Consider the following 15201-nt stretch of genomic DNA (forward strand, 5'->3'; position numbering starts at 1 on the left):
AACATCAATGGTGGATGACGGCCGCTATCGCGAGCAAGCTCGCTCCCACAAGGATTGTGGTGTTCAAAGCATTAGCTGATCGGCATTAGACCCATGGTTTCAATGTTCGCGTTTCGCAAACACTGTTGTCGCCGGTCCTCTAATTGTTCGCCGAGGTAGTGCGACGTACTGTTGGCTCACTGTTACTACAACAACAAAACGGTGAAAACCATGAGTAGCGCTGTAATCGAAACGGTCTTCGGCTCGCTGGATAACTACACCAAAGGGTCGGTTGAAATCATCAGCGGCCAGGCCAGCCACTACGCCTTTTCCAACATTTTCGAAGTGGCGGATAAATCCCTCCCTTATGAAAAAGTCGTGGTGGGTTTCAACCTCGGCTACGTCGTTGAATCCATCCGTGCCGAAGGCCAGTCGCCCTGGTACACCGCAGCACACGACGAATTCGCCATCGTCATGGACGGTGAGGTTCGCGTGGACTTCCTCAAGCTCGATGCGCCGTTGAAAGCCGGTGAGGGCACGCATCTGGCCGGTGACGTACCTGCCGGCAAACCGATGGGTTATGTGTTGCTCAAGCGCGGCCATCAGTGCCTGTTGCCGATCGGCACCGCTTATCGCTTCGAAGCCAGCCGCCCGGGTGTGATCCTGCAGCAGACCATCAAAGGCCCGCTGTCGGTCGAGAAATGGGCCGACATCTGCTTCAAGTGATCTGCCACGCCCGACCGCCCAACCCACGACAACAAGAGGAATTCCGCCATGGCCATGCTTGAAACCGCTGCCGACACCGCCCACCTTGCCGACGATGAAGTCCAGGCCAGCGCGCCCCATGCCGTCACCGGCTACTGCTCATTCAAACTCGGCGCCTTCGAACTGTCGCGCGACGAGTATTTCGCCCGCATCACCTGGCCGGCCAAGGGCCAGACTCGCTCGCACCTGATTCCGGTCGACGCCTTCCTGCGCGCCATGATGCGCGACGTGGCCTGGGGCTTTTTCTATGGCTGGGTCAACTTTGACCACGTCATCGGCACCCGCAACTACTACGGCAAGGTCGACCTGTACGCCGGCACCTTCAACGGCACGCTCAAGGCGGCCGGGGTCAATTACACCGAAAACTTCGAAACGCCGCTGATCATGGCCACCTTCAAGGCCATCCTGCGCGACTGGACCAACGCCACCTTCGACCCCTTTGCCGCCCCGGAAGAAACCGGCAGCGCATTCGGGCGCAAGAACGGCAACAACATCGAAGCCATCGAGCGCTCGCGCATCGCCACCAAACGCATGCCGGGCCTGAAGGATGACTCGCCGCTGCGTGACGACCTGCCGGTCAACCGCCAGTTCATCGATGTGCCGCAGGACGAGCCGGAGGTCCATGCCGCCGAAGGCTTCGAAGGCGAACTGCATGCCTTCAACCTGTTCAAGTACCTGTCGCGCTCCGACGTGACCTGGAACCCGTCGGTGACCTCGGTGTGCAAGGCCAGCCTGTTCTGCCCGACCACCGAGGAGTTCATCCTGCCGGTGTTCCACGGCAACGACCGCATCGAGTGGTTCCTGCAGATGTCCGACGAAATCATCTGGGACGTCGGCGACAAGGACGACGGCAATCCCCGTGCGCGCATCACCATGCGTGCCGGCGACATCTGCGCCATGCCCGCGGACATCCGACACCAGGGCTACTCGACCAAACGCTCGATGCTGATGGTCTGGGAAAACGCCACGCCAAACCTGCCGCAACGCTACGAAAGCGGTGAGCTCAAGCCGTATCCGATCGAGTTCTAGGACCTCGTGTCCGGCCCGGCCCGGCGCCGGGCAAAGCGTTCAGCAATCACTTCGTCAAACACTGCGCCAGCCGCGCGGTGCGAGGAAACCATTATGCAAAATCAGCTCTATATCGATGGCCGCTTCGTGGATGCCGTCGGCGGCGGCACCATCGACGTCGTGTCGCCCCATGACGGTTCGTTGATCACCCGCATCGCTGCCGCCGAAGCCGCTGACATCGACCTCGCCGTGGCCGCCGCCAAGCGCGCCTTCCCGGCCTGGTCGGCGCTGGGCGCCGCCGAACGCGGACGCCTGTTGCTCAAACTGGCGGACAGGATCGAAGCGTGCGGTGAAGAGCTGGCGCAGCTCGAATCTCTCAATACCGGGCATCCGATCCGCGATTCCCGTGGCCTCGACGTGCCGCGCACGGCGGCGTGCTTCCGTTATTTCGGCGGCATGGCCGACAAGATCGAAGGATCGGTGATTCCGGTCGAAGCGGGGTTCCTCAACTACGTGCAACGCAAGCCGATTGGCGTGGTGGGGCAGATCGTGCCGTGGAACTTCCCGCTGATGTTCACCAGTTGGAAAATGGGTCCGGCGCTGGCGGCGGGAAACACCATCGTGATCAAGCCTTCGGAAATCACTCCGTTGTCGACCTTGCGCATTGTCGAGCTGATGACGGAAGTCGGCTTCCCCAAAGGCGTGGTCAACGTGGTGCCGGGCTACGGCCATACCGCCGGGCAAGCGCTGGCCGAACACCTCGACGTGGGCAAGATTGCCTTTACCGGTTCGACTGCCACGGGGCGTCGGATCGTCGAAGCCTCGAAAAGCAACCTCAAACGCATCCAGCTGGAACTGGGCGGCAAGGGCGCGAACATCGTGTTCGAGGACGCCAACCTGGAGGCGGCGGTCAACGGTGCCGCCTGGGCGATTTTTCACAACCAGGGCCAGGCCTGCATCGCCGGCTCGCGGCTGATTCTGCACAAAGACATCGCTGATCAATTCCTTGAGCGTTTCATTGCGTTGGCCAAGTCCATTCGCCTGGGCGACCCGCTGGACCCGGACACCGAAATGGGCCCGCTGACATCGGCGCTGCACCGCGACCGGGTGATGGCGTACATCGATATTGCCATCGAGCAGGGCGGCAAGGTCCTGGCCGGCGGCAAGGCGCCGGATGACAAGGCATTGGCCAACGGGTTTTACATCGAGCCGACGGTGGTCGAGGCCAGGCCCGGTGACCGTGTTTGCCAGGAGGAAGTCTTCGGCCCGTTTGTGACCGTGGTGCGTTTCAGCACTGACGAAGAAGCCCTGGCCATCGCCAATGGCTCCGAATACGGGCTGGGCAGCGGCCTGTGGACGCAGAATTTGAGCCGCGCGCACAAGATGGCCGACGCGATTCACGCCGGCATGTGCTGGATCAACTGCTACAAACGGGTCAACCCGGGCAGTCCGTTTGGCGGTGTCGGCCAGTCCGGCTATGGCCGGGAAATGGGCTTCGAAGCGATCCACGACTACACCGAAGCCCGTTCGGTCTGGGTCAATGTCGACGCCAACATCCCGCCGTATTACAAGCGTTGAGGCCAGCCATGAATCCCTTTGTCTATCAAAGCCTGCCGACCCGTGTGGTGTTCGGCTGGGGCAAGCTCTCGGCGCTGGCCGAGGAAATCGAACGGCTGGGTGCCCGGCGCGCGTTGATCCTGACCACACCGGAACAGCACGGGCTCGGCGAACAGGTCGCCGCGTTGCTCGGTGATCGTGCCGCCGGTGTCTATTCAAAGGCCGTGATGCACGTTCCGCTGGAAGTGGCGCAAGCGGCGCGCCTTGAGGCAGCCCGGCTGGATGCCGATTGTTGCGTGGCCATTGGCGGTGGCTCGACCATCGGCCTGGGCAAGGCGATTGCGATGGATTCCGGCCTGCCCATAGTGGCAGTGCCGACCACCTACGCCGGCTCCGAGATGACGCCGATTTACGGGCTGACCGAAAATCGCCTGAAAAAAACCGGACGAGATCCCCGGGTCTTGCCCAGGACCGTCATCTACGACCCGCAATTGACCCTGACCCTGCCAGCGCACATCTCGGCCTGTTCGGGCATGAACGCCATGGCCCACGCGGTCGAGGCGCTGTACGCCCAGGACGCCAACCCGATCATCGGCTTCATGGCCGAAGAGTCGATTCGCTCGCTGGCGCAGGCCTTGCCGGGCGTGGTCAAGCATCCCGATGACCCCGAGGCGCGCAGCCAGGCGCTGTACGGCGCGTGGCTGGCTGGCATTTGCCTGGGTTCGGTCGGCATGGCCTTGCACCACAAACTCTGTCACACCTTGGGTGGCACGTTCAATTTACCCCATGCCCAGGCCCACGCTATCGTCTTGCCCCACGCCGCGCATTACAACCGCGAAGCAGCGGCCGGGCCTTTGCTACGGGCTGCACGCGCGTTGGGTGGGAGTGAGGCGAGCGAGGTCGGTGCCTTGTTGTACGCACTGAACCAGAAGCTGGGTATTCCACTGGCCCTGGCGGACATCGGCTTCCCGGCCAACGCCCCGGCCGAAGCCGCGCAGATCGCCTGCGCCAGCCCTTACTACAACCCGCGGCCGTTTGAGCAAGGCCCGATTGAGGCGCTGCTCAACCGCGCTCTGACAGGTCAGGCTCCAGCCTGATCTGCCAGCCACCCTTATCCTCGTCGGAATAACAACAATGACCGATCAAGACAAAACCATGGAATCACTGATCTCCCGGCAGGCAGTGAACAGCTTCAACGACGCGCCCAACGCGCGTTACAAACAGATCATGCAAAGCCTGGTGCATCACCTGCATGCATTTGTCAGCGAGGTCGAATTGACCGAACAGGAGTGGTTCGAAGGCATTGGCTTTCTGACCGACACCGGGCACACATGCGATGGTCAGGTGCGACAGGAATTCATTCTGCTGTCGGACACCCTGGGCGTTTCGATGCTGGTCGACGCAATCAACCATCGCCACAGCGCAACGGCCACCGAAACCACGGTGTTCGGGCCGTTCTACATCGATGGCATGCCGGATCGCGAGTTCGGCGAAAACATGGCCTTCACGCCCGGGCAAACGGCGCTGGTACGTGGGCGCGTGGTCGACATTCATGGCAATGCCTTGGCCGGAGCGGTGCTGGACGTGTGGCAGACCGCTGAAAACGGCATGTATTCCGGACAGGACACCGAACAGCCGTTCGGCAACTTGCGTGGGCGCTATCGCACCGACGCGGATGGCTGCTTTGCGATTCGCACCATTGTCCCGGTGGCCTATCCGATACCGACCGATGGCCCGGTTGGGCGCATGCTCGATGCCGCCAACCGCCATGCGTGGCGGCCAGCTCACCTGCATTTCATGATTGATGTGCCGGGCTATCGCAAACTGGTCACGCACCTGTTCAACCACGATGATCCGTACCTGCAATCCGATGCAGTGTTTGGGGTGAAACAGTCGTTGCAGGTGATTTACGAAGACTTGACCTGCCACGAAGATGTGTCCGCCAGGCTGGGTATGGACGTGCCGTTCAAGCGCGCGTGTTATGAATTTGTCATGGAATCTGCGTGAATCATGGGTCAGTTCTTTGCGGTGTTTGCCACTGATCATTCGGACTGCCAGGCGCTGCGCCAGCGTCTGCGGCCCGGTCACCAGGCACATTTGCGTGCGACCGGGGATCATCGGGTCGTCGTGCGCCTCGGCGGCCCGATCCTTGATGACGCCGGCGCGGCCATGACGGGGACGTTGCTGGTCATCGAGGCGGGCAGCCTGCCGGAGGTGGAAGCGTTCATGCGCGACGATCCCTATGTCCAGGCGGGACTGTTCGCCAGCCTGCAGATTCGCCCCTGGCACTGGAGCCTGGGCAACCCGGAACTGCGCGGTTTTCCATGATCACCATTCCATTGTGCCGACTCGACGACATCGCCGACGGCGGGGCGCTGGGGCTGCCACAGCACCAGCAACTGCATCCCGCCGGACTGGTGGCGGTGCGTCAGGGCGAACAGGTGTGGGTGTACATCAACCGCTGCCCGCATTTCTCGGTGCCGCTGGACTTCAATCCGCAGCAATTCTGCACCTGGCGCGGCAAGGTCCTGATGTGCGCCCATCACAGCGCGATGTTTCGTTACGACGACGGGCACTGCATCGACGGCCCGTGTAAAGGCGCGCAACTGGAGGCGGTGCCGGTACGTTGGGTCGAAGACCAACTGGTCATGGAGATTGAACTCACCGCCGGTCAGTAACCGGGTGGCTGATGGGGGCTGATCTAAACTCCTGTTGGGGGTGAACCAGGTTCATCCGGAGGTCATCATGAAAAAATTCTCACCCATCAGTCTGTGTCTCGCCTTGTCGGTTTTGAGCGCCCCGGGATGGGCGCAAACTGTGGTGCCGATGAAAGGGCAAAGTTCGCAACAAACCCAGGCCGACATCAACGAATGCAACAGCATCGCCGCCAGCCAAAGCACCTCGACGGCTTCCACGCCTTCCGGCGGGCGGATCAAGGGCGCTGCTGCCGGGGCTGCCGCTGGCGCGGTTGGGGCCCAGGTGCGCGGCAATCAACGTGACGAGGTCTATGATCGTGTCGACGATGACACGAAACAGGACTATCGCCAGAACCGCGCCAAGGAGACGGCGGCAGCCGGTGCCGTGGTCGGTGCGTCACGTCAGCGCCAGGAACGCCGGGAGCAATCGAAAACCACGCAGGCGAACACCACGTCGGCTTACACCAGCTGTTTGCAGGGTAAGGGTTACCAGGTCAACCCTTGAATCAGGTACTGAACACACCGTAACTGTAGGAGCGAGCTTGCTCGCGATGGTCGTCAACGATAACGCTGGCTGGCAGGTGCCCCGTGGTGTTCTCTGGTTTTTCGCGAGCAGGCTCGCTCCTACAGAGAGCATTGGCCGCCGGCGAAAACACAAACCCTGTAGGAGCGAGCCCGCTCGCGATGGTCGTCAACGATAACGCTGGCTGGCAGGTGCCCCGCGGTGTTCTCTGGTTTTTCGCGAGCAGGCTCGCTCCTACAGAAGCACCCATCTGACAACCGTTCATCGGTGAACTACGCTGCGGTACGTACACTCGACCAGAAATTTGTGAAGTAGGGATCTGACAGATGCGGAGCAGGCTGCTCATTGTATTGTTCACTGTTTTCGGGTTGTTCTGGTCGTTGCAGCTGTGGGCCGAGGATTCACCCAAGGTGGCTGATGCCCCTGCTGAACTGAAAGTGGCCAACCGCAGTGTCGTGGTGTTTCGCGCGACCCTCCTCGGTGAAGCCCCGGCCTCGCGGGTCAAACGGGCGAAAGCGGTGATCGGTGAGGCGCTGGACGAGGCCGACGACCTGAAGGTTACCCTCGACCCGATCATGACAAGCTACATGGTGCTGCTCGGTTCTCGCCGCGCTTTCATCGTTACGCCCAAGGATTTCGACGCCACCGAATTCGACTCGGTGCAGCAAGCCGCCGAAGCCGCCGCTGAACGCCTGCGTCAGGTGGTGGCCGAAACCCAGGAAGCTCGCAGCCTGCACTTGATACTCCGGTCGGTGGGCGCCGCGCTGCTCGCCACCGGTATCTATCTGGGCCTGCTCCTGGCCATGGCTTTGCTACGGCGCAAACTGCTGAAAAAACTGCCCGACCTGATGCATCGGCACACCCAGGCCCTGAAGGTCGGGCGGGTGCCGCTGATCGACGCCAACTTCCTCTATCCATTGGTCAGCCGCGTGCTGGAATTGCTGCGCTGGGTCATCGTGCTGCTGCTCACCTACGAGTGGCTGGGGTTTGTCCTGTCGCGGTTTCCCTACACTCGGCCCTGGGGTGAAAGTCTTAACAACTATCTGCTGGAAGTCGCCGACTATTTGCTGCAAGGGATTCTCGGGGCCATCCCCGGACTCGGTGTGGCGCTGGCGATCTTCTTCATTGCGCGAGGCGTGACCGCCTTCTCTCGCCGGATACTACGGCGCATGGCCACGCCCGGCACCTTCAACTGGCTGAACCACGAAACCCTGAAGCCCACCCAGCGCCTGACGTCGCTGGCGATCTGGCTGTTTGCACTGGCCATGGCATATCCCTACTTGCCGGGTGCCGGTACCGATGCGTTCAAAGGCTTGTCGGTGCTGGTCGGCCTGATGATCTCGCTGGGTGCCTCCAGCGTCGTCGGGCAGGCGGCGGCCGGGTTGATCCTGACGTACACCCGGACCCTGCGCCCCGGTGAATTCGTGCGCATTGGCGAGCACGAAGGCACGGTCACTGAACTGGGCATGTTCACCACCAGCATTCGTACCGGCCTGGGCGAAGTGCTGACCCTGCCCAACTCGATGATCACCGGCACGGTCACCAAGAACTATTCACGGGTGGTACAAGGCCCCGGTTATGTGGTCGACACCGTGGTCACCATTGGCTATGACACCCCCTGGCGGCAGGTCGAAGGGATGTTGCTGGAAGCCGCCAGACGCACGCCCGGCGTCCTCGAAACCCCACCGCCGCAGGTGTTCCAGACGGCGTTGTCGGATTTCTACCCCGAGTACCGGCTGGTGGCCCAGGCCATCCCCAGCCAGCCACGGCCACGGGCGGTGCTGCTGAGCATGCTGCACGCCAACATCCAGGATGTGTTCAACGAGTACGGCGTACAGATCATGTCACCGCACTATCTGGGTGATCCGCAACAGGAGAAATGGGTGCCCAGGGACAAGTGGTACATGGCGCCGGCGCAGGAATCGAAGGAGACGTTGAAGTAATGGCAGGGGACTGACAGGGCGAGGACGTGCATTGCGGCAAGTGCGATGAGCGACCGGGGACCGGTCGCTCAGTTGCAGCGGTGTTAAAAAAGCATATAGGCGGAGGCAGTCGTCTGATTCAGGTCGATCTCTCCGACCTCCAGCACTTCGTATTCAGCGCGCACACCGATGTTGCGAAAGACATCGAACTCCACGCCGAGGCCGTAGGTCAGGTCAACCCCGGTATCGTCGTCGGTGGCATTGCCGTCGGCGTCCCAGGCGTGAGCACCGACACTGCCGAACAACCGCACCCGATCACCCAGCGGAAAACCGACGTGGGCGGCAGCCTGAGCCGACTTGCCGTCGAAATCGATGTTCTTGTCCTTGAATTGACCGAGATCGACGTAGGCACCTTCGAAGGCCAGGTAGCTGTTGACGCGATAGCCTGCATAAACTTTGTAGCTGGTGTCCTCGTCGTCCAGTCGGGATTCTTCGGTCTGGATGCTGCTTACGCCAGCTCCAAGATACAAACCTTTGTCATCAGCGAGCGCCTGGAAAGACAGCAGCGATAGCAGTGAAGCGAAGCCAAGGTTTCGAAGTAGCATGTGTAGTGGAGTCCTTGTACAGGTTTGTCAGGTGTTAGGGTTCGGCGAGCATTTGAGGGGCCGTGGGGGGTTAATAGAAGTCATTGATTGATATTTTCGGGTCGTAAGGCGGGCTGTTTGCCGGGCATTGAAAGTAGCGCCTTGCCAGTGCCTGGGCAGGCAGCGCTTTGGAGAACAACCAGCCTTGTGCCAACAGGACGCCCTCTGAAACCAGATGCGGCAGTTGCTCCGCAGTCTCGACACCTTCGGCCACGACCTTGAGTCTTAGCGACCTGGCCAACTGGGCAATGTGTCGCCACAAGGCATCCTCGGCTGCGATCTTGTCGCCGGCGATGAACGAGCGATCTATTTTCAGAATGTCGAAAGGCACTGAATCGAGGAGCGAGAGGTTGGAATAGCCGATACCGAAGTCGTCCACGGCGATGCGATGACCGCACGCCCGAAGCCGTCGCAATTGCATGGCGGCAGGCTTCTGGTCGAGCATGGTTCTTTCGGTGATTTCAAAGGCCATGGCTGACACCGGCATGTTGTAGGTTGCCAGCACGCTGGCCACATAGTCTGGAAAGTCCGGGTCCTGAATATCCTGGGCGGACAGATTGACCGTAATGTAGAAGTCCTTGCACGCCCAAAGGTAAGTGCTGTAATCCTCCGCTACTTGTCGAATCACCGAACGTGTCAGTTTGCGGATCAGGTCAGATTTCTCCGCCACCGCAATGAACACGTCCGCAGGCACAGGGGTACCGTTGTCGCTCCAGTGAGAAAGTGATTCGGCACCCACCAGATAGCCCGTCTTCAAGTTGACGATCGGCTGATAGTGAACACCCAGCGTATTGGCGTTCAGGGCTTTGCGAAGTCGTACGGCAGTAGAGGTGTAATGCCGTTGGATACGCCTTGCGAGCAAGAGCAGCGCGGCGAACACGCACCCAAGGCCAATGAATAATTTGAATTTGAGACCTGTCAGGTAACTCGACGGAAGTGAAATGACCGAGATGAGTTCATTTCGGTTGCCTGCAAAGGCGATAAGGACTTTGTCTGCCGAGGCAACCAGTTCTTCAAGGTGGAACGGCTTCAGCATCTGCAGGGGCTTGAGGCCTGTCGAGGCAATGGGTACTGCGCCGCCGGGGCCGATGAGGTCCAGTTGCAGGTCCTCGGGAAACTTCAAGTTGTCGAGCAGGATCTTCTTGTTTGCCCAGACGTAGGTCGACTGTTCCGACACGATGATAAAGTCGGTGTCCGCAGAAACAGCGTGGCCGGAATCGACCCAATAGGTTCGCTTTCCAACGGAGAAATTGCGCTTCTCATTACCGGCCAGTATCGACGGGAGTTCTTGTCCATAGGAGGAGCAGATCTTGCCATTGGGCAACTGGATTGCCGCTTGATCAACAAATCGCAGGTCTTTAACCAGATCGGCCAGTTGTGAATACTGCTCGACGGAGCATTCCTGACCTGAGCGATCAAGATCGCCGAGGGCTTCCAGTACCTTGTCGATCTGCGCATTGGGCTCCACTTGAGCCGCACGCAGATCGGCATAAACGTTATTCAACTTCCGTGCAATGACTGACTCCGCCAGACCTGCGGCACAGAACCATGCGGCCCAACCCGCTGCAGCAATCAGACATACAGTGATTGCGTGCCTTCCAAATAACGCTTTATATACGGAAATCATCGAAAACCCCGAGGTATCATTATTTCACTGTGCACCTTGCAGTCGCGAGTTAAACCTCTTCAGTACCAGTCAATGACCCAGGCCAATAAGATGCCGCTGATATAGGCGGTCATGCACAGCATGATTTTCTGCTTGAGTGGCAGCGTGTTTATTCGATGAAGCATGCTTATCTCCTTGAGTGGGAAAACAAGCAATTGTCGGCATCCATCGTTAATCAACGGAAATTATTAATCCTCATTTTCCGGGGCTTGATGGAAACGTGCCAACGACCTGATTGTAAAGGGATGAGGTGATGTTCCTGGGCCTGTCTGAGTTGCGCCGGGCCGTTTCTGACGGTGTCTCGCCGTAAGCAGTCTGATAGGCCTTGGAAAACCGGCCCAGATGATGAAAGTTCCAGAACATGGCGGTTTCCGTCACAGTGGGCCATGTTTTATTGATCAGGTCGCGGCGGGCACTGGCGAGTCTCAAGTTTCTGATATAGGCGATTGGCGACATCCCGAATGTCTCGATAAAGCCAAAATGCAGGGTGCGGGTTGTCGTCTCAAGTTGCCTTACCAGTGACTTGATGGTGAGCGTTTTTTTGATATTGTCATGAATGTACTTGATGGCTTCTATCGCCACCTTCCGTCTGGTGGGGACTTTGCGTCTGAAGCCGCCAGCGGGGGTCAATGATTGCAATACAGACGCAAGTATCGCAGTGTCAATCGTTGGGCGCTGTGCTTCAGCGTACTGTGGGGAGGCAGAGTCATTGATGTCGATACAGCAAGCGTTGATGGCTTTAATGGCAGACTGTATGAATTGAAAGTTATCAACCTGGTAGCTGTGTTGTGTTCTGTTCGCAAGTATGTCTATGACAGGGTGATGTTGGCGGCACCGGTCATAGTGTTCCAGTGTTGTGGTGAGGGTGAACAGTGTTTCATTCGGTTCGCAGGTGTAATGCACCGATTCGTCGCTGTGCAGTACGATGATTTCATCAGGCCGTAGTTTTTGATTGTTCACGACGGGGCGGCCAATCGGGGCCTGCGAGATGGCGAATGTGACGAAGCCGGCGGGGACAGAACTGACCAGAGTGACGGATGAGTCGAACTCAAGGCGGCTGCACTGCAGTTCAGGACTGTGAAACAGCTTGTGTTGCTGGATGCGCGCCTCATGCTCGGTCGGGATAAGGCTCATTTCCCAGTTGCCTATTGTTCTGTTCAGTTGGCTCGGCGAGGCGGAAGACAAATGAAAGATTTCATCGGGAGGTGCGATACTCATGAAATTGAAAGCTCACCTGTTAAATGATTAGGGTCAGGCAATGACTGTCCGCGCGGCGATGACGGTCACATGCCGGATGAAGGTACAGCCGCATCGAGAGTACTGTCAGAGCCCCCGGATTATTTCCAGTTCCGCTGAAAATGCGTAGTTGCTGTGCGATGGTGAGTCGTCCAGCTGCTGTACGTTGCGCGGGTCAACCATCGGGCTGAAGATTTTCGATTGGGGTTTCATCGGGTCAATGGCTGCCGCCGTAAAGGAATAAAAGTCGTCAATACGGTAACCCGTTTTTACCTGATAGCCAGTTTTCACAGAATCCGGAGCCTTCTTGTTGGTTTCGACACTCGTCAATTTTGCACTGTAGATGCCCTTGTCATCGGCCATGGCCTTGAGAGAGAGCAATAAACCAAACGACACGGTGACGAAGTTTTTCAGTAGCATCGAGGCGATTTCCTTATTTACAGTTTATTCAGGCAGAACCTAGTGTCAGCTGTATCTCTGCCACGACGTGGTCTGCAAATAATCTCACCCCGACTGCGCCTTCCAAAGTCAATAACTCATATTTGCCAGGTTGTCAGAAGAGGCAATCGCCGCTTGCGACGGCAAATGCCGCGCTGTTCAAAGTAATATGAGCGAGGTGGCGTAACTCATTCCGGTATCACTTTGTGGAGGAGGGAGGGCTGAATCGCTGTCCTGCTCGTCCGCATGATACTCATTCTCACTATGGATTTTCAGATGCGATAATTTCTGAGTGTCATCCGGGTTTGTTTGAATTTCATAATATTCAATGGTCGTGCTTTCAACGGAATGTTCGTCGCTCGCTAACGAACAAAAGGGCAGGGCAGACAGGAATAGAACCGCCAGGCATCCGAAGGTCGTCGATTTATTGCTGCGCAGGAAATGCATTGTTTTCACTTGATTCCCCTGTGTAGGGCATTGTCCCGGACGAGAATCAAGCAGGCTCGATTCCAGAGATTATTGGCGGGGAATTTTTTTCCGGGACGCCATCTGATTCAAGTCAATAACTGTTATTTTTATTTGAAGTGATCTTTGATATTAGTCTGTGCCAGACGGGTGTTGAATCAATTAATGATTCATGCAGCGCAATCGGCCAAGATCATGTATGTAAAAACACACGGCGTTTTTATTCTGCGTGGGGATCAGTTCGTAGTTCAGGATGGCGCCTTCTTGCAAGACGTATTGGCGTCTGAAGAACAGGTCAGGGGTCTTTTCAATGGCAAAGAGTTCATTGTCCTGGCTGAGTTTGACGTTACTGATTTTAATCTGTACTTGCGTTTTGCTTTCTCTGATTATATTTGCCGATATGGTTGCATTGCGGATTTTCCCATTCAGGCTTTCCAGTGTGGTCCCGGTGAGTCGACCATGCCCGATAGTGAGATACTCTTCGGTGTTGAGTTGATTGAGATCTTCCAGCCATTGTCGGGCCTTTGTTTGATAGCTGGTATTTTCCATGTAGTGCGAAGGAGAATAAAAAAAGGAGAAAATGCAGAGTGCATTGATCAAGGCTATAACCGGCCAGTGAACTGCTTGCGGAATTTCAAACTTCATAGGGTGACTTCCAAGCATTGACGAATCATCATGGCGAGGTCTCTTTCGCTGCTGTTTAATTGTAGATTTGCAGTGCTTAGATCCGGGCGAATGCACGAAACGGAATAGTTGGTTTTATACAGGTTGATCCAGACTTGCCCCTTCAGGTTGGGTGGAAGCCGTTCTGATTGTTTGGCCGATAGCTCCATCAACGCTTGTGACTCGGCAAGATCGCTGCCTACGGCGTGGATGATCAGTCCATTCTTGTCGACGCTGGATATTTCAATTTTTGGCGCCTCGAAGTCGAACTGAAAGACCGTCAAGGCAACGACTGCCAGAGTAACGATATAAGCGATCAGTTGGGCCTTGGTAATACGGGTGGATTTTTCGGTTTTACTTGAGGGCACCAGCAACTCATCGCCATCCGGCGGCGGTAGTTGTCCGGGAGTGGTGGCGGTCGGCTGCACAACTTCTTCTGAAGGCGCCGGCATGTCTGCTGCAGCATCGACTACAAAGTGCCGGTTGAAACAATATCCCCGGCGAGGAACAGTCATCAGGATCTCGTGATCGCGACTGTCATTCAAAATGTTTCGTAGTGAGAAAACGGTTTGATTCAAACTGCCGGAAGCAACCACGCGGTCATTCCAGGTGTAGTCGATGATTTCATCGCGGCTTTTAGTGACACCTGGCTCCATGAGCAGCAGGTCCAATAGACGCGACTCGGCTCTGCCTAGCGTGGAATTCTGTACATCTCCATGGGGTGTTGTAAGGGTGAGCATGGCGCTGTCCGGGTCGAATATCGCCACGGCGCCATTTTTCAACTTGAAGGTGTAGCTCATAGAAATCTTCCGATCAGGCGTACTGGCCTGAGTATAGGGGCCGGAGTTGGCTCGGTACATTCTGGACTGGGAGGTGAACGAAGATGAGGGCCGGGTGCAAGCCGCGCTGTGTGTCGCCTTTACATTGGGACCGGCTCGTTTCAGGCGCGTGCAGTGCGGTAAACAGCCCTGCCTGTCAGAGGCATCTGTTGAATCAAACAAAGGAAAAGCATTGCTGGATGACCCGCGGTTTTTGATTTTGACAGCATGAATAATGCGTTGAATGGACGTTCTGCGCTATCCGAAAACTGCAAGCTCGGGCGGGTGGGTTTGCGTGTAGCCAGGGTCCGAGCGGATTGCCTGCGCTGTACAGACAAGGCATTAGTTGCTCCCGGACGGGTCGAGAGTTTTCACAATACAAGTCAATGATTGTTGTTTGTGCGCCCGCTTGACTGCAGATTATTTTTGACTCCAATTAGCTTTGAACCAGGCTCGTTACCGCTTCTAATGGATCTCGAGGAGCGTTGACTCTCATCGCGTTCATGCTTTGCCTGACGCGGCGCAAACGATCCTCACCTCTCGTTCAACGGCATTTGCCCCGCGCCCTTCATGGAGGACGCGGGGCTTTTTTTGGGTTCGGGAAATTGCAGGAGCTGGCTTGCCAGCGAAGGTCGTTAACGATAATGCGTGTGATCTGGATAAACGCGGTCCCCTGTAGGAGCTGGCCTGCCAGCGATGGTCGTCAACGATAACGCGTGTGATCTGGTTCAACGCGGCGCACTGGAGTCCATCGCCAGCAGGCTGGCTCCTACAGTTTCAGCGTGGGCGCGGTCCCTTGTGGGAGCTGGCTTGCCTGCGAT

At 57.6% G+C, this 15201-nt stretch carries 16 protein-coding genes; 9 read left to right on the forward strand and 7 right to left on the reverse strand.

Translation table 11 applies throughout. The annotated features are described in order from the left end of the window. The first annotated feature begins 210 nt into the window (after nt 1–210). The 9 genes from AC3WJW_RS25285 to AC3WJW_RS25325 all read left to right on the forward strand — a co-directional run bounded on the left by AC3WJW_RS25285 (nt 211) and on the right by AC3WJW_RS25325 (nt 8471). On the forward strand, nt 211–705 hold the full coding sequence (locus AC3WJW_RS25285) for a cupin domain-containing protein (protein WP_493727855.1): 495 nt from the start codon (nt 211–213) through the stop codon (nt 703–705). 48 nt (nt 706–753) lie between these two features. Continuing rightward, nucleotides 754–1773, forward strand: coding sequence for a hydroxyquinol 1,2-dioxygenase (locus tag AC3WJW_RS25290; RefSeq protein WP_493727856.1), 1020 nt, complete (start codon nt 754–756; stop codon nt 1771–1773). Nucleotides 1774–1866: 93 nt separating this feature from the next. Further along, entirely contained in the window at nt 1867–3330 is a 1464-nt protein-coding gene (locus tag AC3WJW_RS25295) for an aldehyde dehydrogenase family protein (RefSeq protein ID WP_493727857.1), read from the forward strand. An 8-nt stretch (nt 3331–3338) separates the two neighbouring features. Then, a complete protein-coding gene (locus AC3WJW_RS25300; protein ID WP_493727858.1) occupies nt 3339–4406 on the forward strand; it encodes a maleylacetate reductase in 1068 nt (355 codons plus the stop codon). A gap of 37 nt (nt 4407–4443) precedes the next feature. Further along, entirely contained in the window at nt 4444–5316 is an 873-nt protein-coding gene (locus AC3WJW_RS25305; RefSeq protein WP_493727859.1) for a dioxygenase family protein, read from the forward strand. A 3-nt stretch (nt 5317–5319) separates the two neighbouring features. Then, nucleotides 5320–5637 (forward strand): YciI family protein, encoded by a 318-nt coding sequence (locus AC3WJW_RS25310; protein ID WP_493727860.1) that lies wholly within the window; start codon nt 5320–5322, stop codon nt 5635–5637. Then, nucleotides 5634–5987 (forward strand): Rieske (2Fe-2S) protein, encoded by a 354-nt coding sequence (locus tag AC3WJW_RS25315; RefSeq protein WP_493727861.1) that lies wholly within the window; start codon nt 5634–5636, stop codon nt 5985–5987. The genes AC3WJW_RS25310 and AC3WJW_RS25315 overlap by 4 nt, the downstream gene beginning before the upstream one ends. Before the next feature lie 67 nt (nt 5988–6054). Further along, nucleotides 6055–6510 (forward strand): hypothetical protein, encoded by a 456-nt coding sequence (locus AC3WJW_RS25320; RefSeq protein WP_493727862.1) that lies wholly within the window; start codon nt 6055–6057, stop codon nt 6508–6510. A 344-nt stretch (nt 6511–6854) separates the two neighbouring features. Then, the gene (locus AC3WJW_RS25325; protein WP_493727863.1) at nt 6855–8471 is read left to right on the forward strand and encodes a mechanosensitive ion channel family protein; all 1617 of its coding nucleotides are present in this window, start codon (nt 6855–6857) and stop codon (nt 8469–8471) included. 83 nt (nt 8472–8554) lie between these two features. Here AC3WJW_RS25325 and AC3WJW_RS25330 read toward each other — a convergent pair whose 3' ends face one another. From AC3WJW_RS25330 to AC3WJW_RS25360, 7 genes are all read right to left on the reverse strand, one after another. Further along, complete coding sequence (locus AC3WJW_RS25330) at nt 8555–9055, reverse strand: outer membrane beta-barrel protein (RefSeq protein WP_095966010.1); 501 nt, start codon at nt 9053–9055, stop codon at nt 8555–8557. 70 nt (nt 9056–9125) lie between these two features. Further along, on the reverse strand, nt 9126–10721 hold the full coding sequence (locus AC3WJW_RS25335) for an EAL domain-containing protein (protein WP_493727864.1): 1596 nt from the start codon (nt 10719–10721) through the stop codon (nt 9126–9128). A 234-nt stretch (nt 10722–10955) separates the two neighbouring features. Then, nucleotides 10956–11978 (reverse strand): AraC family transcriptional regulator, encoded by a 1023-nt coding sequence (locus AC3WJW_RS25340; protein WP_493727865.1) that lies wholly within the window; start codon nt 11976–11978, stop codon nt 10956–10958. Nucleotides 11979–12083: 105 nt separating this feature from the next. After that, nucleotides 12084–12416 (reverse strand): hypothetical protein, encoded by a 333-nt coding sequence (locus AC3WJW_RS25345; RefSeq protein WP_217835273.1) that lies wholly within the window; start codon nt 12414–12416, stop codon nt 12084–12086. Between the two features lie 177 nt (nt 12417–12593). Then, on the reverse strand, nt 12594–12881 hold the full coding sequence (locus AC3WJW_RS25350) for a hypothetical protein (protein ID WP_102699508.1): 288 nt from the start codon (nt 12879–12881) through the stop codon (nt 12594–12596). Between the two features lie 180 nt (nt 12882–13061). Continuing rightward, nucleotides 13062–13544, reverse strand: coding sequence for a hypothetical protein (locus AC3WJW_RS25355; RefSeq protein WP_102699509.1), 483 nt, complete (start codon nt 13542–13544; stop codon nt 13062–13064). Beyond that, complete coding sequence (locus AC3WJW_RS25360) at nt 13541–14362, reverse strand: winged helix-turn-helix domain-containing protein (protein WP_493727866.1); 822 nt, start codon at nt 14360–14362, stop codon at nt 13541–13543. Before AC3WJW_RS25360 ends, AC3WJW_RS25355 begins: the two co-directional genes overlap by 4 nt. Between the last annotated feature and the right edge of the window lie 839 nt (nt 14363–15201).

Source organism: Pseudomonas sp. GW821-FHT07G06 (assembly GCF_058986625.1).